This window comes from Mesorhizobium oxytropidicola, from assembly GCF_056174625.1.
Genome location: NZ_JBWBWK010000003.1, coordinates 178,732 through 198,721 on the forward strand (window position 1 = coordinate 178,732; position 19,990 = coordinate 198,721).

12 protein-coding genes and 6 pseudogenes are annotated in these 19,990 nt (G+C 57.2%); 14 read left to right on the forward strand and 4 right to left on the reverse strand.

Annotated features, from left to right (window positions below):
- Positions 1–48: 48 nt before the first annotated feature.
- The gene (alr, locus tag AC0V8S_RS40265; protein ID WP_475439478.1) at positions 49–1,188 is read right to left on the reverse strand and encodes an alanine racemase; all 1,140 of its coding nucleotides are present in this window, start codon (positions 1,186–1,188) and stop codon (positions 49–51) included.
- Between the two features lie 927 nt (positions 1,189–2,115).
- Between alr and AC0V8S_RS40270 the strand changes: the two genes are divergently transcribed.
- The 8 genes and pseudogenes from AC0V8S_RS40270 (at position 2,116) to AC0V8S_RS40305 (ending at position 10,189) form a co-directional block, all read left to right on the forward strand.
- Positions 2,116–2,259 (forward strand): hypothetical protein, encoded by a 144-nt coding sequence (locus AC0V8S_RS40270; protein ID WP_192384581.1) that lies wholly within the window; start codon positions 2,116–2,118, stop codon positions 2,257–2,259.
- A 796-nt stretch (positions 2,260–3,055) separates the two neighbouring features.
- A complete protein-coding gene (locus AC0V8S_RS40275; protein WP_475439479.1) occupies positions 3,056–4,258 on the forward strand; it encodes an ATP-grasp domain-containing protein in 1,203 nt (400 codons plus the stop codon).
- Positions 4,259–4,289: 31 nt separating this feature from the next.
- A pseudogene (locus AC0V8S_RS40280) lies at positions 4,290–4,856 on the forward strand (SDR family NAD(P)-dependent oxidoreductase); the annotation flags it as partial.
- A gap of 119 nt (positions 4,857–4,975) precedes the next feature.
- On the forward strand, positions 4,976–5,095 hold the full coding sequence (locus tag AC0V8S_RS40285; protein ID WP_475439480.1) for an SDR family oxidoreductase: 120 nt from the start codon (positions 4,976–4,978) through the stop codon (positions 5,093–5,095).
- Positions 5,096–5,141: 46 nt separating this feature from the next.
- Positions 5,142–6,164: a beta/alpha barrel domain-containing protein gene (locus AC0V8S_RS40290; RefSeq protein WP_475439481.1), complete on the forward strand. Its 1,023-nt coding sequence runs from the start codon at positions 5,142–5,144 to the stop codon at positions 6,162–6,164.
- Between the two features lie 301 nt (positions 6,165–6,465).
- Positions 6,466–8,442 (forward strand): HAD-IA family hydrolase, encoded by a 1,977-nt coding sequence (locus AC0V8S_RS40295; RefSeq protein ID WP_475439482.1) that lies wholly within the window; start codon positions 6,466–6,468, stop codon positions 8,440–8,442.
- Between the two features lie 284 nt (positions 8,443–8,726).
- Positions 8,727–9,379, forward strand: a pseudogene (locus tag AC0V8S_RS40300) (FCD domain-containing protein).
- Positions 9,380–9,382: 3 nt separating this feature from the next.
- Entirely contained in the window at positions 9,383–10,189 is an 807-nt protein-coding gene (locus AC0V8S_RS40305; protein ID WP_192384585.1) for a pyrroline-5-carboxylate reductase, read from the forward strand.
- A gap of 165 nt (positions 10,190–10,354) precedes the next feature.
- On the opposite strand, the pseudogene AC0V8S_RS40310 reads toward AC0V8S_RS40305, so the two are convergent.
- Positions 10,355–10,571 (reverse strand): annotated as a pseudogene (locus AC0V8S_RS40310) (IS110 family transposase); the annotation flags it as partial.
- A 935-nt stretch (positions 10,572–11,506) separates the two neighbouring features.
- Here AC0V8S_RS40310 and AC0V8S_RS40315 point away from each other — a divergent pair.
- Positions 11,507–12,565: pseudogene (locus AC0V8S_RS40315) on the forward strand (IS110 family RNA-guided transposase).
- Positions 12,566–13,296: 731 nt separating this feature from the next.
- Positions 13,297–14,034, forward strand: a complete 738-nt coding sequence (locus AC0V8S_RS40320) for a class I SAM-dependent DNA methyltransferase (protein ID WP_475439483.1) — start codon at positions 13,297–13,299, stop codon at positions 14,032–14,034.
- A 240-nt stretch (positions 14,035–14,274) separates the two neighbouring features.
- Here the strand turns inward: AC0V8S_RS40320 and AC0V8S_RS40325 are convergent.
- Positions 14,275–14,488: pseudogene (locus tag AC0V8S_RS40325) on the reverse strand (IS3 family transposase); the annotation flags it as partial.
- A 52-nt stretch (positions 14,489–14,540) separates the two neighbouring features.
- Between AC0V8S_RS40325 and AC0V8S_RS40330 the strand changes: the two are divergent.
- From AC0V8S_RS40330 to AC0V8S_RS40340, 3 genes and pseudogenes are all read left to right on the forward strand, one after another.
- Positions 14,541–14,678 (forward strand): annotated as a pseudogene (locus AC0V8S_RS40330) (IS3 family transposase); the annotation flags it as partial.
- Positions 14,679–14,741: 63 nt separating this feature from the next.
- Positions 14,742–14,972 (forward strand): tyrosine-type recombinase/integrase, encoded by a 231-nt coding sequence (locus AC0V8S_RS40335; RefSeq protein WP_475439484.1) that lies wholly within the window; start codon positions 14,742–14,744, stop codon positions 14,970–14,972.
- A 306-nt stretch (positions 14,973–15,278) separates the two neighbouring features.
- A complete protein-coding gene (locus tag AC0V8S_RS40340) occupies positions 15,279–15,692 on the forward strand; it encodes a tyrosine-type recombinase/integrase (RefSeq protein ID WP_475439485.1) in 414 nt (137 codons plus the stop codon).
- A 930-nt stretch (positions 15,693–16,622) separates the two neighbouring features.
- Here AC0V8S_RS40340 and AC0V8S_RS40345 read toward each other — a convergent pair.
- Complete coding sequence (locus tag AC0V8S_RS40345) at positions 16,623–17,378, reverse strand: class I SAM-dependent methyltransferase (RefSeq protein ID WP_475439486.1); 756 nt, start codon at positions 17,376–17,378, stop codon at positions 16,623–16,625.
- A 902-nt stretch (positions 17,379–18,280) separates the two neighbouring features.
- Between AC0V8S_RS40345 and AC0V8S_RS40350 the strand changes: the two genes are divergently transcribed.
- Positions 18,281–19,282 carry a 4-hydroxyproline epimerase gene (locus AC0V8S_RS40350; protein WP_192384292.1) on the forward strand — a complete coding sequence of 334 codons (1,002 nt, stop codon included), beginning with the start codon at positions 18,281–18,283 and terminating at the stop codon, positions 19,280–19,282.
- Positions 19,283–19,990: the final 708 nt, after the last annotated feature.

The window sequence follows — 19,990 nt, forward strand, 5'->3', positions numbered from 1 at the left end:
TTTAAGTGCAGTGCGACAACTGATTCCAACGCGCGTTGCTCTCGGCTGCTAGTCTTCGCCTGCGTCGGGCGGGTTTGCTGTGAACGCCGCAGTCGGAGAGGATAAATTAAGATATTTCCGCGTGCAACCGGCACCAAGCCGCGTCAGTGCCTCCTGTGGATTGATGCCAGCGGCCGCTGCAAGGTCATTAACGGTGAAGTCGTCGCATAGCAATTCCACAAAGGTACCCGGGTTGCACCATCCGGGAACGTCCGTTACATCAATAGTCATATATTCCATGGATATTCTTCCTATTAACGGCGCTGAATGTTCGCCCAACTTAACGACTATCTTATTCGCGCAGGACCATGGAAGGCCATGCTTATATCCGATCCCGACGATTGCTATGCGGCTGGTCCGGATCGTACGAAACGTTGCACCATAGCCAACAGCCTCCCCCGCCTGGACGGTCCGCACATCAAGTATTCGTGCTCTGAGCTTGGCCACAGTTTGCAGGGGATTTACCTGGACGGTAGCGGTATTGATTCCGTACAGTGCCGATCCCACACGCACCATGTCAAAGTGGTAGGACTTGCCGAGCCATACCCCGGCGGAGGCAGCGAGACTGCCGCATGTGGGTTTAAGAAGATCATAGACTATCTGAAAACGATCCCTTTGCAATACGTTCGTCTCGTCCCAAATGCGTTCGCCACATGCGAGGTGGCTGAGCACTATCGAAGGAGGACACCTTTCGAAGGTGCGCAGCAGATACTCGCGCCGGACATCGCCGATGCTTAGCCCAAACCTAGAAAATCCAGTTTCCACATTGAGAAAGTACGTTTGCGCCTCTCCGGCTTTGCTTACAGCACTCAATTCGTTGCAGTTATTCACCACAGGTATCAGTCCATGCGAACGATAGAATGTTCCAAACCTGTCGAACTCGTCGCGAAAAACCGCAATCGCAATCGTGCTAAAAGCAGATCTTAGAAGAATGGCTTCGTCCAAATTAGCGACAAACAGTAGATTGCACCCACTATCTATCAGCGCCCTTGCAATGTTTACAAGACCAAGTCCGTACGCGTCACTTTTGACGACTGCGGCAACCCTTACCTGATTCCCAACATACGTCGAGATGTTTTGGAAGTTAGTTCGAACGGCTGCCAGATCTATTTCCAATACAACGTCGGGAGGTCGCACCAGAGACAACATCGTCTACTCTCGCATAGTGTGTATAATTCGACATTGATTGGAGCCGCGGCGATTATAATCGTTATTTATGCAAGTCTCCAAATATTGCAGTTTTTTGTTCGCTTCGGGTTTGACGAGCAGGTTTGGGGAGATAGCATTGAAATCACCGGATGAATGTGATTTATTGTTAGAACAATATTGCAGCATCGCGACATTAAGGTGCCAAGGTTGAAGTCGGAACACTGGAACTTGGACTGTCTGCCCGGCGCGGAACTAGGCTCGCCGCGACGGCCGGAAAATGGACGACACCAAGGGGCAAAACTTTCGTAGTTGTCAGAGCGCGGGGAAGCCGTGCACGGGGGGAAAGCAGGAAGACGGTCGACTTGGGTAGAGGAGTGATCCGTGGACATGGATCACCGGGCCGACCAGGCTTGGGTACTTGGCGTTCAGCGCAAACTCTACCAGTGGAGCAAGGCAAATCCCGAAGACGCTTGTCGGGATATGTGGGGTTGGGTAATCGACCTGCGCATGCTGCGTCACGCCCTGCGACGTAGCCTCGAACCAAAGGCCGACGCACAGCCCGGATCGACGGGGTGACCGTGGGCCGCATCCGGAACAGGATCGGTGAGCAAGGCTTCCTCGAAGGGCTTCAGGCCGAGTTGCGCTCCGACACATAATGACCAGGTCCCGCGCCGCGCAAGCTCATCTCCAAGGCCGGCAAACCAGGGCTATTCCGACCCCTGTGCATTCCCTCAAGGATCGCGTCGTCCAAGGCGCGGCGACGATACTTCTGAGGCCAATCTTCAAGGCGCAGTTCTGGCATGTCTCCTATGAGTGCAGGCCCGGACGGAGCACGCATCGTGCCTTGGAATATATCCGACGGGACGCCTTTCGGCGACGTAACAGTAATTTCGGACGGTGCTGAAATTCTCAAGCGGCTGCCCCGCCATGCCGAAGCCGACGGCCCACATCATCGACTGGTTCGACATCGCCATGAAGATCAAGCCCATGCAACTCGCCGATTACATGGTTCGATCCCAGGCTGAAGGCGTCGGCGCGGCCCTGAAGATTGACCATGACACAGAGCGGTGAAGTGGCGACTGCGGCACGGATGCTTGGATCGAGCTATCCGAGACCTCCAGGTTTCCAGGTTTTTGTTAAGCGATTGCTTCCGTTGCAAGTTCGATCGCGCGTCTTCGCGTGCTGACATCGCAACTGGTCACCTTGTCCGTTCGAACCGCGGTGCGACCGACTGCGGCAAACGCTGCCGAGCCGTCCTTCGGGTCGCTACCACCCTTGCCGAGTCGGCGGTCAACTCGCTGGTCGCCAAACGTATGGTGAAAAGCAACAAATGCGGTGGTTTCAGCATGGAGCCCACATTGCTAATGGGGTGCGAACCGCCGGAAAGAATGGGAACTTCGCGACCGACTTCGCGCGAGTTTTCGACAGTCAGAGACGCAGATGCATTCATTGTTCAAGCCCAAACCGCCTCTACTTCGCGCCGCGTGACCCCGGAGAAATGACCGGTCTCGTCCTGATGCATTCACTTGACTTAATCCCGCCTTATATGAGGTTCTGGCAAGGCTTCAATCACCCGCCTCGATGCCCCGCTCTCCTCAATCCGTCACGACCGAGTTCCCGTCACAACTCTGTCCGGTTTTTGGAAAGACGCACTCAAAAGTTTGAACGGCAGCCGTTGCAACAAAACTCGAACTAAAGGTTCGCAGACTCTTAACGCCGCAAAATCGTTGACGATGGTAGCCTCGGGGCAAGGTCTAAGGTCCAGCGAGGCTAGAAAGATGCCGACAATCTTCAGACCGCCGCACGGCACGAACAGAAGAGGTCCCTAGCAATGGCAAGAGCGTTGATCTTAGTTGGAGGCACAAGAATGGGCTCGGGTCTGCTCTACGTCCAGGCCGCTAAGCGTCTTGGCCTCCAGCCAATTACCCTTTCGGATGATCCAACTCGGTATGACCATTTTGGGGTGAAAGAGGCTGAGACAATCCGTGTTGATACAGACGATCTCGATGCGCTGATCCGCGAATGTTCCCGGCTCCGAGCGACCTATGAAATCGCTGGCATTACGGGCCTTCTGGACTCAGTGTATGCGACAGTTGGCAAGCTCTGCCGTCATTTCGATCTTCCGGGGCCGAACCCGGGAGCTATTGAACAATGCTGCGATAAGTACACCCAGCGCCAACTTCTCGCGGCCGCAGGCGTTCCGATGCCTGCTTATCGCTTGGCGGCCAATGCAGCGGAGGTAGAGTGTTCTGCCGCGGAAATCGGACTGCCGGTGATAGTTAAGCCTGCGGTGGGCAGCAGCAGCGTCGGTGTCCGATTGTGCCGCACTGCCGATGAGGTGACCGAACATACGAAACATCTGTTGGGCGGGCAGCACACATGGCGGTCTGCGCCGAGGATACTGGTCGAAGAATTCGCACAAGGCCCTTATTATTGGGCCGACATAATGGGGAATGAGGTCTTTGGGATTGGCACCGGTGACTTCGGCCCTCCACCGCATTTCGTTTATCATTGGCAAACCTACCCGGCACCGCTGAGTGATGACGAGCATGAACGTATCGCAGATGTTTCGCTGAGCTGTTTGCGAGCTCTCGGTCTTGGCTGGGGGCCAACGGGCATTGAATTCCGGTGGACGAAGCGTGGTCCGGTCGTCATTGAAGTCAATCCGCGGCTTCATGGCTCGCCCACTCCGCAAATGGTTCATCTGGCTTACGGTGTCGATCTCATCACCGAGCACATCAAGCTTGTTATAGGCGACAAATGCGATTTGCGCAGAAGGCATTCGCACTTTGCGGCCGCGCGGTTCCTAATTGCTGATTGCGATGGCACCCTTGATTGGATCGCCGGGAACGATCAAGCGGCCGCAGTATCAGGTGTTGCTGAGGTCAAGTTTTATGTTGAACCCAAGATGCCCATTGTCAGAAAAGGCGACTATCGAGATTGCTTGGGGCATGTCATCGCCGCTTCATCCACTCTTCCGCGCACAGAGGCGATACTTCGGCGTGCCGTCGACTTGATCGATTGGTCGATCACACCATTTCCGACTATCGACGACGTCACCTTGACCTGAACTAAATCAAAATAATAGCGGGTAATCTATAATGTCTGATACAAATCGCAACGCTGCAATTGGTGCAGAAGGATACCAGGAGCTCTTCGGAGTTGATGGCAAGGTGGTCTGCATTTCGGGCTCGAGCCGCGGGCTAGGGAAGGCGCTCGCTACCTGTTTTGGACGGTTGGGCGCCAAGATAGTCCTTTCGTCGCACAATGTTGAAGAGCTGACCGAAGCAGAGGCCGAACTTGCGGGCCAAGGAATCGACGTGACGGCTATCAGCGCTGATGTGCGGTCGCACGAGCATTGCAAGGCACTGATCAGTGGCACGGTCGACCGGTTTGGGCAGATCGATGTGATGGTCTGCAATGCAGGTACCGACATCATTAAGCCAGCGCAGTCATATGAAGAGCGGGAATGGGACGAAATCGTCGATACCAATCTGCGTGGCTACTACTATTGCGCCAAGTTTGCCGGCCAAGCAATGCTGGATCAAGGCGGCGGCAGCATCATCATGACTTCTTCGGTCGCCAGTTCGCTCGGCATACCGGGCTTGGCTGTCTATGCTGCGAGCAAGGGGGGCGTCAATCAACTGACGCGCACCATGGCGGTAGAATGGGCCGATAAGGGTATTCGTGTAAACGCCGTCGCACCTGGATTCATCAACAACTTCATGCATGGGTGCATCCTGATCTCGATACCCCTTATCAGCGCCGCGCAATGGAATTCACTCCAATGCGACGCCGCGCCAATTTATCCGAGTATTTCGGGCCGTACATTTTCCTCGCGAGCCCAGCTGCATCGTTCGTAACAGGCGAGATTCTCTATGTCGATGGGGGCTATGCCGCGAGCTGATGGAAGATGCTTCGATGTTGCGGCGGTATTTCGAGGAAGCTGGGCAATGTTAAAAACAATACCAGATGACGTGAACTTTCTTGACTGCACCTTGCGCGACGGTGGCTACTACACAAATTGGGATTTCGCGCCGGAACTGGTGTCGAACTATGTCGCTACTATCAACACTCTCCCGGTGCGCATGATCGAGCTGGGGCTCGTCGGAAAGCCTGAGAGCCACGGATATTTCGCCAGTGTGACGAGTTCTAAGGCCGAACAGGTGGCTGCCGGTCTCCTGGTCAAGGCTTGCGTGATGATCGATGCCAAGGATGTGCTTGCGAGCGAACTGCCTATAGCCCCTGCCGTGACCCGTCTGACAGAAGGACTAGAGCCAGGGCATATCACCACCGTCCGAGTGGCGGCGCACTACAGCAACTTGGCTGCCTGCCGGAACATTTTCGCTGAGTTGTCTCGCAGGGGCTTCCGTGTGTTTTTGAATCTTATGCAGCTCGATGCGGCAAATGCTGCAGAAGTTGAAATGTGCCTGAAGGAGGTAACGCAGATCGACACCATCGATGTGCTTTATATTGCCGATTCCTTTGGCTCTATGAAGCCGACCCGCGTTCAGGAATTAATCAGCCGGTTTGCGGACCGAATTGAGCCTGACATTGGATTCCATGGCCATGACAACCGCGGATATGCTCTGGTCAATTCAGTGGCCGCCGCGACGGCGGGAGCGACCTGGATAGACTGCACCATGGGCGGCATGGGCCGGGGCGCTGGAAATACGGCTAGTGAGCAGCTCCTACCGCTTCTCACTCACCTCGAAACATCCACGGAACGGGCACTCATCGAGCACGTCTTGCGTCACTTCGATCCGCTTCGCAAACGGTATGGCTGGGGCAGCAGCGCGGCATATCAATTCGCGGGCTCAAACTTCATCCATCCGTCCTATGTTCAAAAGCTTTGTGAAGGCGGGGCTTTGTCTGAGGCCGCGATCATCAGCCGCCTCTCGGAACTTCGCGCCGATGAACGGATGAGTTTTGCCGATGAAAAGCTGTCGGCTCTAATGGCGCAGGACATCGCCTGATCGCAGATATCTCTGTCGAGGTGCCTCATTTCCCAACTTGGAGGAAGCCATGACCCTGCCAAACGCGGTAGTGAAACCATCGGTCCTCCCGTCCGATCCACGGTTTTCATCAGGCCCTTGCCGTAAACATCCCGGTTGGAACGTGCACCCAACTATGCTGCGCTATATTGGACGGAGTCACCGGAGCCCCGAGGGAGCAGAAAGGCTTGGAGAAGTAATCAGGCGCATGGCCTCTTTGCTAGAACTGCCTGATAGCTGGCTCTGCGGAATCGTGCCCGGTTCAGGCACTGGAGCCTGCAGCATGGCCTTACAAAATCTGCTTGGCCCGTCTCCAGTCGAGACATTCTTGTCAGACAACTTCTCGCAGTATTGGGCAAATGAGATCGATACGTTAGCGCTTGCCCCGCAAAGCCGGCACATTTGTGCTTTCGGAGATTTTCCGAGCACGAGCGGGATCGACGCCACTCACGACATCGTTCTAGTGCTAAACGGCACCAACAGCGGCGTCTGTCCACCGGATCTTGACTGGATCCTTCCTGACCGTGCCGGGCTTGTGATCGCAGATGCCGTCTCGGCAGCTTTTACGAGTCCCATCGACTACGATCGGATCGATGTTCTGTGCTGGTCATGGCAGAAGGCGCTTGGGGGCGAAGGCGGCCATGGCATGATCGCACTCTCGCCTCGGGCCCAGGCACGGTTGAAAGCCAGCGGACGTAAGCCCGTAGCCAGGCTCATGAGACTGCACAACGCCGACGGATCTGTAAACAAGGCGTTCTTTGGCGGCCGCACGATCTCAACCCCCAGCATGTTCGCCGTCGAGGATATCCATTCCGCGCTCGACTGGGCCGAAGCGTGCGGTGGACTACCAGCACTTCTGAAAAGGGTTGCCAATAATTATGCTGTGATGGACGACTGGGTGAACTCTACTCCCTGGATCGATTGGACTTGCACCAATCCGGCAGCACGCTCCACCTGTTCAATTACTCTTCGGCTTGTGCGAGAGCACCACGCTGCCGGCGAGAAAGAGGACGACGGCAAAATCGTTGCGGAGATGATCCGTCTACTCGAAGCCGAAGGCGCGGCTTTTGACATCTGGAGCTACGGTGACGCGCCCCCGGGATTCCGGATATGGGCGGGGCCCACGGTCGAGGCAGAAGACTTGGCGATCTTATGCGAGTGGCTGGCTTGGGCGTATAGCGAGACGTGCGAGGCCAGCATACCACCCGAAGTGGTCGTGCGTCACGGCTATTTTCCGCCCTCTAAGGCGCGCGCGGTTCAGCCAAGGGCGGAATCAGCTTGTCCTCAAACCGCGGCCCTCGAAAGCCCACCTCCCCAGACACTGGCAGATTGCTATGACGCGATACTTTTCGACGCGACCGGGGTCCTGATCAGCGAAAATGAAGCCCTGCCTGGCGCTGCTGATATCTTGGCCCGACTTAATACGTCCGGTCAGCCATACTACATCGTGACGAATATCAGCAGTGGATCGGGTGAAACGATATTAGCGCGTCTCCGCGGCGCGGGACTTCCGATTCCGGCGGTCGACCGTATCGTGTCAGCGGGAGGTGTTGCGCGGCATCGCGTACTCGAAGAGCTGGCGGCCGGGCGGTTAGTTTCGTATGTGGGCAGTGCACAGGCCGCGCATGACATCTTCGGCAAGCATCCAAATCTTCATTGCGCTGACACGGTCGAGACATTCGACACGCTCGTAGTGCTCGATGACGAAGGTTTCGATTTTAAACGAGGGGCCGATCACATCCTGTCCACTTTTCGACGCAGACTGATCGAGACGGGCGAAATGCCCCGTATTATAGCGGCAAACGCGGACATCATTTATCCTGGCAAAAACGGTACGCTCGTCTTTGGACCAGGCATAATTGGGCCAATGCTTCAAGCTGGACTAGCGCCCTTCGGAGCTCCTCCAATCTCAGTAGAGATTATGGGCAAGCCAGGAAGAGCGATTTTCGAAGAGTGCATCGCTCGGGCCGGTACCGACCGTCTTTTGATGGTCGGCGATCAGGTTGATACTGATATCAAGGGCGCAAAAGCTGCCGGGCTCGACGCACTTCTCGTAACCACTGGCCTCAACAACAGCGACGAGTTGCGTCAAGACGAGAACGGCGCTCCCGATTTTGTCGCAAAGAACCTCGGTCAGATTTTCGACGGCAGTTTGCTTCCACATCTTCAATCGGCGAAGCATTGCGGCATAAAGAATCAGGTTCGGGCAAGGCGCGACAATTGCGGAGTGGACAAGGCGCATCTTGTCGGTAGCGGTTGAACGCGGAAGTATGGGTTATGAGGGAGATGGCGACAATCGTTCGATCCACGGAAGGATCTGATGATGCGCCCCACCTTGCGGGTTCTTTGCGCCCCGTCGACAGGTGTCAGCTGATCTGCAAAGAGCACAGGCGGCTATAGGGACAACAGTGATGCCCAGGCATCAAGACAGAGATGAAGATGATCATTGTCGCCGCGTGGAAGTTATTCGAGGCGGGGGGCCTGGACGTCCGCGGAGACGGGCCAGATCGTTGCGGAAAGCGCGCCGTCTATCCGAGGGTCACGTTGGGGGTGGATGGCTTCTCGCCGCTCGCCCTGACGCTGCCCCCTGGTCAGCTTCTCGAAGCCGATCGTTTCGACATGTCGCGCTTACCGTTGGGGGAATCCTCGATCAAGCTGGCCCGGGGGGGGCACGTCGTGACGCTCTCCAATCGCAGCACGATTGTGGGGCATCGAGAGTCGACACCTTCCCAAATATTGTTGAGGCGCTCGACATCGCACGGCGCATGAATACGTGGCTAGCCACCACGTTGCGTACAGAAACAGATCTGAAGACGATCGCCAAGCCCCAGAAGGCTTTTGAGGCGGCGGTAAGCACTGGAAACCATCTCGAGATGTCGCAAGGCAACAAGAAATTCCACCAGGCAATCGTGCATGGAGGGAAGAATCCGTATCTGGCCTCATTTTATGAGGCAATGCGACCGGAAAACCAATGGATGCTCTACCTGCATTTCGAATATTTGCAACGGACCTATGATGGGCGCCGTCTGACCGAGGAGCTCGACTTTATGCTTGAGGCGATCAGAGAGATGAACGTCGACCTGGCTGACGATCTGGTGCAAGCCGACACGCGCCAGTTTCAGGCCAACTTCATCAACTTCATGCGCGCGAACTACACGAGCGACGTCACCCTTGGGCCTCTTGTCGCGGCGAAGTAGGAGATGAGTGGTCAGAAAGTCGGGTTCATCGGTACCGGCACCATCACCGATGCCATTGTGCGAGGATTGCTCCGGGAGCCGGCGGCCCTGTCGCGCTTCATGGTATCCCCGCGTAACGCCGAGATTGCCGCCAAACTCGCCAGGGATTTCGCGGCGGTGACGGTTGCGACCGACAATCAGTCAATCGTCAAAAGCTGCGACACTATCGTTCTCGCGGTTCGCCCTCAGATCGCAAGAGACGTCGTCCGTTCCCTCTCCTTCCGAACTGGCCAAGCTGTGATCAGCGTGATGGCCGCGACCAACCGGACGACACTTCTTGGATGGATCGGCTCGGACGTGCGGCTGACGCAGACTATTCCGCTGCCCTTCGTCGCAGAGCGCAGGGGCATCACCGCAATCTATCCACGGGATCGTGAGACAGCGGCAATTTTCAAGGTGCTGGGCAGCATCGTGCAATGTGACTCAGGCAGGGAGTACGAATTGCTTGCCGCGGCCAGTTCCTTAATGGCGACCTATTTCGGCATCATGAATGGGGCGTTGGAATGGGTCACCGGCAAGGGGCTGTCCAGAGACAAGTCGAGGGCCTATCTCCTACCTTTGTTCTCCGAACTCTCGAGAACCGCCCTGGAGGCACCCTCCGGAGTTGCCTTCGCCGAACTCAGTCGTGCATTCGCAACTAGGGGCGGACTGAACGAACAAGTCCTTTCCGACTTTGAAAAGCATGGAGGAGCCGATGCACTGAAGACGGCGCTCAATCACGTACTCGCCAGGATCGAAAAGGGCTTCTCATCGGAGCACGTCAAACCCTAAAAAAGGTCGGCCGCATGCACGCGCTGATCTACCTCCTATGGGACCGCGGCGATGACATCGGAATCGGTGTAGGCGGCGGGTTCAAGTGATAGGCGTCACCGAGACCGAGGACGGGCCGCGCATGAGTGCGAAGGCGATACGGCCGAGTTTATTCGCGGTCGTCATGAGGGCCGCCTGGTTCCCGACCGATCGCACCGGCACAAAACGCATCAAATGGCGCGTCACCGCCTCGCAGATGGCTGCTGCATCAGCGGCATCATTCTTCTGGCGCTTCGTAAGCTTTCACATAGGCTGGCGACATTAGCCGCACGTCATGACCGAACTTCATGAGTTCGCGAGCCTAGTGGTGGGCCGAGCCACACGCTTCCAAGCCAATGAGGCAGCCAGATCGAGGCCCACAGTAGCAACAGCGCTGAGATCTGTGGTAATATTGCCCATGGACGGTCGATAGGGGCGGATCGAAGTTGAAGGCATGTACCAACCAGCCAAGCCTACGATGAAACAATCGTGGATCGAAGAAAAGATCGAAATTGGCGTGACGGGGTGCGATTACACGACCCAAATAACGTCGTTGTCCCATGATGTCATTGCCCTAGCAAGTAAGGCATCATGAGCAGAACCTTCCCTCGACCGGGTTATGCTGGCTACGGTTCCCCGCTTTCCACGGTACTATGAGGGCGCTCCGACTTCCCGCACCGCATGCCCTTCGGCTCTTGTTTTCGCCAGTCCAGGGTCCGCGGGGTCCTGCCTGTTCGTGTTTGCTGTAGCGCTCCCCGGGCTTTGGGCCTGGCCCCTTTGGATCAGCCGGCACTCCATATTCCGGCTATACCCCTTCGGCAATTGCGAGACCTCCCAGGTTCCGTGGCAATTCGTCCCGTGATTGTGCGGCGGTCCCAGACCCCGGATGACTCTATTTCCTCACCAGTACCGGCATTTCGGGTGCTGCCCCCGGTGTGCACACCGAGGCGTCATCACGTTCGCATTTCGCGGCTTACATCACCGCATTCGCTGTCTACGCTTCAATGAGCGCCGTTGCCGATGTCCACATAAGACTCGTTTCGGGCTGGCGGGCTGCGACTTTACAGGGCAGAAGTTTAACCTGCTGGATCGCTGAGAGAGGTTTTCAGGTCATATCATTCTCCTCGGGCATGGCACGTTGCGATGCCATCCGAGAAGGCTGACATCCACAAGGGGTAATCGCGGGAGCGAGTCGCCCAGAGAACCAATCATATCCTTGGAAGGTGGCTGTTCCCCGATAAGATGGAAATACGGGCTCACGACCTGACGCCGGGCCCAAGCATCAGATGGAGAACAGCCATGGAAGAATATATCGGTCTCGACGTGTCGATGAAAGAGACAGCGGTGTCGATCCGACGTGAAGGCAAGCGCGTCTGCCGCGGGGAAGTGCGCCTCTGATCCAAAGATCATTGCCGAGCTTATCCGTAAGCGGGCGCCAGCCGCCAAACGCGTGGTGTTCGAGACTGGGCCCCTTTCCGTCTGGTTCTATCACGCGCTACGCTCGGAAAGGGTGCCAGCGATCTGCATCGATGCTCGCCATGCCAAAGCAGCGCTGGACATGGCCGCGAATAAGACTAACGCGAACGATGCCGACGGTTTGGCCAATCTTGCAGAAGTAGGGTTCTTTCGTGAGGTGCGGGTGAAAGGGTTCGACAGCATGCTGACCCGCACCCTGGTGGCGGCACGCACCCGGCTGGTCAGGATCACCACCGAGCTTTCAAACCAGATCCGGGGGCTCATGAAGACATTTGGATTGCTCGTTCCCGCGGGCAAGGGAAGCACATTCGAAAAGAATGTCCGGAGTCTTCTTGTCGATCAGGACGGGCTCGCCCCTATCGTGCTGCCGATGCTGGAAGCCTGGCGCAGCATGCGCATCCGTGCCACCGAGCTCGGACGCCAGCTTGTCGCTGCTGCGCGCCAAAGCCAAGCGTGTCAGCTCCTCATGTCGATCCCTGGCGTCGGCACGATCACCGCGACCTCTTTCGTCACCGCCATTGAAGATCCCAACAATTTCAAGAAGTCCCGCTCTGTCGCCTGGCTTGGTCTGACGACCCGCCGCTCCAATCAGGAGAGGTCGATTATGATGGCCACATATCCCGGCGCGGCGATCGTCATTTGCGAGGGCTTCTCTACGAAGCCGCCACGGTGATCCTGACCCGCAGCTCGGCCGACAGCGCCCTGCGGACATGGGGCCTCAAACTCCGCGAGCGGATCGGCTTCAAACGAGCTGCTGTTGCCGTAGCCCGCAAACTGGCCGTGACGATGCACGCGATGCTGAAGGCCGGTGAGTTCTTCGATCGGACCGCCGGGCCACAGCGTGATAGCCTAGGCATAGCGTTCGGTCCCCGAGCGCGCTGAGACGTCCCTGCCGGGACGTGGGCAGAGCCATTCCGCTTTGATGGGGTGCACCGCTGGCTCAGCAGAGTGCGTCGTCCACATTTGAAGGCTCCTCCCGCGAAGCTCCATCATGCGGCGACCGATGTCGACCGCGAAGACGACCCTGCACCCGGCATACGCGTCTCAGAAACTATAAAGGACTTGACTCTACGATCGCGATTAGACGACCCCATCTTGAGACCATCAGCCAGATGAGTGATGATCCGCTCATGAGCCCGCCGGCAGTGGCACGCTGATCATCCCGCCCTACCGCAGAGCAGCTCGACCGATGCCGTCAGTTACACCATCTCAGCGGGCACGATCTATTGTCGGGGAGCAGTTCGCTTGTTCATTGTCGGAACCCTGACGAAATTGCGTCGCAGCGAACAGGTTGGATCGGGAAACGAAAAGCCGACTCGTTGAATTAACATGCTTTCTGGTTTGGTATGGCTCTTGCTTCTTGAACGTTGACTATTCGCTCAAACACGGAGCCATTGGGGTAATGATTTCGCTTGGAGATCACGGGGGCACCAGACCTGCGCTCAGTTCAACGGCTACACTTTTCCGTGAAACCTTTCAGATTGGTCGATGGCTCAGGCCAGCGGCGAACCATGCAGCTTGGCTGAAAACTACCGAACTTCCGTGGCGTGGAGTGCAACCGGATTCGACTAGTGCGCATAAAAGCAGAGCAAAACCAAACTGGAGAATTTAGCATGTCTGATGATGTCGCCTATAACGAGAATTGGGCTTCAATCTGGGAAAAATTCAACAGCATCCGCGGCAGAGCCGCTGAAGCAGACGAGACGGCCGCGTTTCTAGAGCGATATTGCAGGGGAGGGAGTGCGCTTGAACTCGGTATTGGCGACGGACGCGTGGCAGTGCCATTGAGCGAGCGGGGCGTCAGGGTCGAAGGTATCGACAATTCAGATAGCATGTTGAACCTTCACGCGAAGCGTACCGATCTGATCAAGGCTTGGAAGGCGGACATGGCCAATTTCACATCGGAGCAACGCTACAATCTAGTGTACTGTGCTTATCATACGTTGATGATGCTTGTTACCCGCGAAGCGCAAATAAGCTGCCTCCGATCTGCCGCGAAGGCGTTACATGATGAGGGGAATCTAGTGATAGAATTGCCTGTTCCGGCCATCGGTGATTTCGTCGGCGGCCAGAAAACTACTACTACGCTCGTCGATCATGAGAATACATTTGTCACCGCGGATATCCACGATCCGTTAAGCCAGAACGTGGTCTCAACCCTCCTCTGGTTTTCCGGTACATCGGTCAGAAGTTTGCCTGGTCGCGCTCGCTACGTCTATCATCAGGAACTCGACACCATGGCCGAATGTGTAGGATTGAAGCTAGCGGAACGGTGGGGAGATTGGGCCAGAGGTGAATTTACGGAGGGGTCCAAACGTCATATCTCGGTCTACCGCCGTGCCGATCTTTAGGGCCGCAAGCCGCTACAACCAGCGCGCAAGGCGACCCGGCCGAAACCAAGCCGTCATGCCCGATGCCCGCGCTGGGCTTGAACAGTGACAGCTCCTGCGGCTCTGACTGGCGAAATCTCCCGCGAAGTCGGTCGCGAAGTTCACCATTCTTTCCGGCGGTGCGCCCCCGTGGGTCGGTCAAAATCCCCCGGGTATGGTCAACTCACCACCTTGGAGTGCGCCCCTGAGGGCGGACATCTATCAGGCGGCGTTTTGACCGATCTGCCGGATATGTTGATTCTCGAACTGCTGCGGGCTGAGATATCCCAGCGCCGAATGTAACCTTTGCTTGTTGTAGACCTCGTCAATGAAGTGAGAAGATGCTCGGTGGCGTCCTCGAAGGTTTCGAACGCCATCGGTAGACGGCCTCGACCTTGAGCGTCTTCATGAAGCTTTCGGCTCCCCTTGCGTCCCATCGATCCGAGCAGATGGCGTCTGCCAGGACTTGTCGATAGACCGCCGCCGCATATACGAGCGAGCAGTTCCAGCGACTGATAATGATGGCCGACCACGGCATCACCTTTTCAATGAGCCGGTCGGGCAACGTATGGGACAACGCTGCGATGGAGAGCTTCTTCTCCTCGCTCAAGACCGAGCGAAAAGCCTTTATGCCGCCCCGGACGAATGCTTGCTCCGCACGTAGGCTTTGCCTCAGCTGCGCCATTGCAATGATCGCGAAGGAGGCCTTCGAGCGGGCGGGTATTCACGGCTATGCGCACCACGGCGCGCATCTCTTCCGCCACAGCCTTGCGACCGACCTGCTGCGGTCGGGGGCCAGCTTTGCTGAGATCGGCCAGTTGCTTCGTCACCGGAGCATCGACAGCACAAGGATCTATGCCAAGCTCGACATCGAGAAGTTGCGCGAACTGAGCCTGCCCTGGCCGGGAGGTGTCCAATGAACCGTCTTCGAACAGCGCTCGGGCGCTATGTGGGCATGCGCCAGGGATTGGGATACAAGTATCATGGCCCCGCTCGACGGTTGTCGGATTTCGTCACCTTTATGGAGGCTCACGGCGCCGAGACCGTCACCACGGCGCTGGTGATGAAGTGGGTGACGTTGATCGGCCGACAACCGAGTTGGTCCATCCGCCTGACCGATGTGCGCTGCTTCGCTCAGCACCTCGCTCATTTCGACCCCATGACGGAAGTGCCACCTCAAGACGCCGTGCCGCTGGCGCGGCGTGCAAAGCCCTACATCTATACCGATGCTGAGATCATATCTTCTGGCGGCGGCACTGTCGCTGCCGCCGGCCAACGCCTTGCGTCGCTGGAAATATCATTGCCTGTTCGGATTGATAGCGGTCGCCGGGCTACGCCATTCCGAAGCGCTCGACCTGCGCCGAGACGACGTCGATCTCGACCAAGGTATCCTCACCAGTCGGGAGACGAAGTTCGGCAAGTCGCGGCTGGTCCCGCTCCATGCCACGACGGTCGCCGTGCTGTCGGACTATGCCGCGCGACGCGACGCGCATCTCGTCGCGCCTCGTAGATCTTGCCGAGCAGGGCGGCAGATTGCTGCACCAATACGTGCACCGGGTGTTCTGGAAGCTGTCGCGACAGATCGATCCGCGGCAGCGGGGGCAGCGCAATGGTCCGCGGATTCACGATCTTCGTCATAACTCCGAGTGCCGGATTATTCCGAATGGGTCGGCATAATCAGAGGCTCTTCAGGAATGCACGGAGATGGTCGTCGGGCTTGTAGCGGCCCAACCGGATGTCGGCCTTGTCGGTCTTCGCCAGAGCTTGCTCCTTGACAGATATTTTTGATCGGATCGCTTGCTTCCATATGTGCGGCCTTTGTGTGGTCGCACATGACCACTGGCCAAGATGGTTTCCCCAACGCGTGTTCCTAACAGGGTAACAGCCTTGGGCCACCGGAAACGACGGAGTGTCAGGCGTCTTGGATCGATCGATCGCACCATCTGCTTTTCTCTTGCAAGTTCACAGCATCAGCTCAACACGCATTTTTATCGTGCTCGCCGTGGTGGCCAATTCCTAAATTGCCTCCGGTCGCCGGTAGGTTTCGCCGCTCACCATAAGCTTCCAGGCAATTCGGGCGATCTTATTAGCGAGCGCCACCCCAACAGGGTGTGCCTCCTATGTCTTGGTCGACATAGGCGCCACAGCGCTGCCATCGAGCTGCTGTAAGGCGGGCGTCGATTGTTCTGTCATCGCCCTATGGCTGGGCCATGCGGCGATGGAAACGACGCTGACCTATCTTCACGCACATCTTCAGCTGAAGGAAGTCGCACCTGTCAAGCTGAAGCCATACGAACGCGCAAAGGCCGAACAATTTCGACCAAACGACCGGCTCCTTTAGTTCCTGAACGCCCTTTGAGCATGAGAACTATGCCGAGTGTCAAAGACCGGTTTCGGTCGAAATGGCGGACAAAGCGCTTCATACTTCATACCGCTATGGTGAAAGAGGCGCTCGGCATAGTTCGGCAGTCGGCATAAACATGCAAGCTGGCCAGATCGACGATCTGCTGCCTTGGACCTACAGACCTGTGCCGCTCAAGGCCGTGGCATGAGAACGGCGGTTACGCTAATTAGAACGGGCGGCGGCCCCTGAGATGGCAAGGGATGAGGTCGCCAGAATCGAGCGCTGCCTGACGGCCCTTGGCATTGAAGAGACATCCTTCGGCTATCTCCGTTCCGACGATCGCCGCAAGCTTTTGGAGTGTCGGACCCTCAAGTAGCGCTACCTCCTTGCGATTGGCCTCCTGTAGTTTATAGCGGAGATCGGTGACCATCAGTTCGGCGAAACCTGCGTTAATGAGTGCCTGGAGGGCGGCAGCTGGCGTCGTGAAGGCGAATTTCGATAGCGATTGCGATTCCGAGAGCCATTCGTGAACTATGCCGCTCTCGGCGGCGCCTTCAGACCAGAGCCAATCCGCGGCAATGAACCAGCCGCCGGGCTTCAGCACGCGCAGGACCTCTACATAGAGAGCCGGCTTGTCGGCGATGTGCAGCATCGCGTCCTTGGAGAAGACTAGGTCGAAGCTGGCATCCGCAAACGGGAGCCTGCCCGGTGCGACAAGCTTGAAGATGACGCGACCAGCGAGCCCCTTCCTCGCCGCGAGGTCACGAGCCGATTTGATCAGATGCGGCTCCACATCGATGCCGATGACTGCGGCCGCGCAGTGCTTGGTCGCCAGCAGCACGTCGACGCCGCCTAGGCCAGAACCGATGTCCAACACGCGGCCGCCAGAAAGGTCGATGTCCTCCAGCATCTCCGCGACCTTCTCCGGCCCGCCCGGAGAAAGCATGCCTTCGCCCCAGATGAGTTCCACGGCATCGGTCACTTCGGTGGGATAGTTCATCAATGGCTCTCCAGTGAGTGGTAAGAAGTGAGTGATTTGTCGCCCCGGCTGCTTTGCCCTCAGTCCGCGAGAGGTATCCAGTCGCCCGGTGCGTTGTGCAACCTAGGGACCTCTTCTGTGCGTGCCGTGCGGCGGTCTGAAGATCGTCGGCGTCTTTCTAGCCTCGCTGGACCTCAGACCTTGTCCCGAGGCTACATCGTCAACGAGTTTTCGGCGTTAAGAGTCTGCGAATTTTAGTTCGAGTTTTGTTGCAGGTTTTGTTGCAACCGCTACCGTTCAAAGTTTTGAGTGCGTCTTTGCAAAGTCGGACAAGGCGCCTTCCGCCGCGCCAGTGCGGGTTTTTCACTGACGGGGAGGGTGGCTACCTGGTATGACAAGTTGGTGATTGCGGCTGGTGCATGGGCCGGCGCGCCTAGCCAAGACCATCGGCGACCGCGTGTTGCTTGAAAGCGAACGCGGCTACAACATCAAGATACCAAATTCTGGAGTGACGCTTTCCCGGGAGGTCAATTTGGCAGAGCGCAAGGTCGTTGCTACGCCAGGGAATACAGGATCACAACCGGCGGCGGCGCTGAATTCGCGGGACTGGAGGCGTCGCCCCTAATTATCATCGAGTGACGCGTTAGCAAAACTTGCGAAGGTTTACCTCCCGGATCTCATATCAGCAGAGGGCACCATGGATCAGGCATCGTCCAAGACTCCCGTCACACTTCCGGTGATCGGTTTCCCGCGGCGCCCCAATGACGTCATCCATGCCCTATGGTCCTAGGCATTGTGGTCTGGCGCTTGGGCCGACGACCGGGCGGCTAGTCGCGGACATGGTTGCCGAAAGACAATCTTACACCCTTTTCCGTCAGCCGTTTTTCCTAATCTGGAGGACAATCATGAATCCCCATACCTTCATATGCATCGATGCCCATACATGTGGCAGTCCCGTTCGCGTTGTTGCCGGGGGAGCTCCTATACTGCCCAACGTCAGTATGGCCGAAAAGCGTCAGATATTCCTGCGGGACTATGACTGGGTGCGCCAGGCGTTGATGTTCGAGCCTCGCGGCCATGATGTCATGTCGGGCTCCATTCTCTACCCGCCGTCACGTGAGGATTGTGATATCGGTGTGCTGTTCATCGAGGTTTCCGGCTGCCTTCCCATGTGCGGCCATGGCACCATCGGTACCGTAACCGCCGCACTGGAACAGGGTTTCGTGGTGCCAAAGAACGAAGGACGGCTGGCGCTTGAGGTGCCTGCCGGGCGCGTCGAGGCGGAGTACACACGAAACGGTCGTTTCATTGATGAGGTCCGCATCTACAATGTGCCGGCCTATCTTCACGCAAGTGACGCAAAAATCGACGTTCCAGGCATTGGAGAGCTTATTGTGGACGTCTCCTACGGTGGCAACTTCTATGCCATTGTGGAACCTCAGAAGAACTGGACCGGTCTCGACAGCATGACCGCCGACGATATCCTCAAGGCTAGCCCGGTTGTGCGCAAATTGGTACAGGATGCCGTGGGGCCTGTGCATCCAGACGACGATCGGATTTCTGGGGTGAGCCATGTTATGTGGGCTGACAAGGCCAAGCACCCGGAAGCAAATGCACGCAACGCCGTGTTTTTCGGTGAACGCGGTATCGACCGCTCGCCTTGTGGCACCGGCACCTCGTCTCGCATGGCACAGCGTGTTGCAAAGGGGTTGCTGAACGTCGGGGAAACGTTTGTCCACGAGTCTTTCATCGGCACGCTATTCCATGGTCGTGTGGAGAATGTGTCGGAAGTTGCAGGACTTCCTGCCATTCTTCCGAGCATCGGCGGATGGGCGCGTGTCACCGGTTATAACACCATTCTCGTCGATGAGCGCGACCCACTCGCCTTCGGGTTTCAGGTAAAGTGAGGAAGCCATGATCGTCGAAGAACGCGACTACCGTATCCGCCCAGGTCGCACTGCCGAGTTCCATCGAGACATACAAACGACCTTGTTATCCCAGAAAGAGATTCTCGGAGGTTCATAGGACATTTCGTGTGCCCCGCCGAGGCTCTAACCGCAGCCGAATGAAAATTCCCTGGAAGGTTAGGGCGAGGTGCCGCTAAGCATGGCAATTTGAAGCAGGTAAGCGGCGAGCGTGGGCCGTTGGAGGCGCAGTCGCGTTCGGGACGCGTCGATCCGGTCGAGCGCAGTAACCTCCGCGAAGCTTGGCGTGGGCGCTGTTGCCGGCTCGCTTGCCGCGGAGCCTTAGTCGCGGCGAGATAGTCCTGCACCAGCGCCACCCAGTGCCGTAAGATGAGATACTTTGGACTAACCCGCTCCGCGATTGTGGAGCGGCAAAGAGGGAGTGTGCCGCCGGCGTAGTGATGGTGTTGATCGCGTCGTCTGTCGTGCCTGATCATGTGTCCACAACAACCTTCGACTGCGTCAGCATGGAGTGGGGCCACAAAAACAAGCGTAATCCTTCATTGAAGTTACTCTTTTGCAGCATAAGATCGCCGGACTGGCGGCAGCACCGTTGTCATGCTTGTGGGGATGAGGACTATGGGCTGGTACGAAAAGCACTCCGCATGGGGAGCTGGTCAGAAACGAATTCGCTTTAGGACGGCTCTGTCT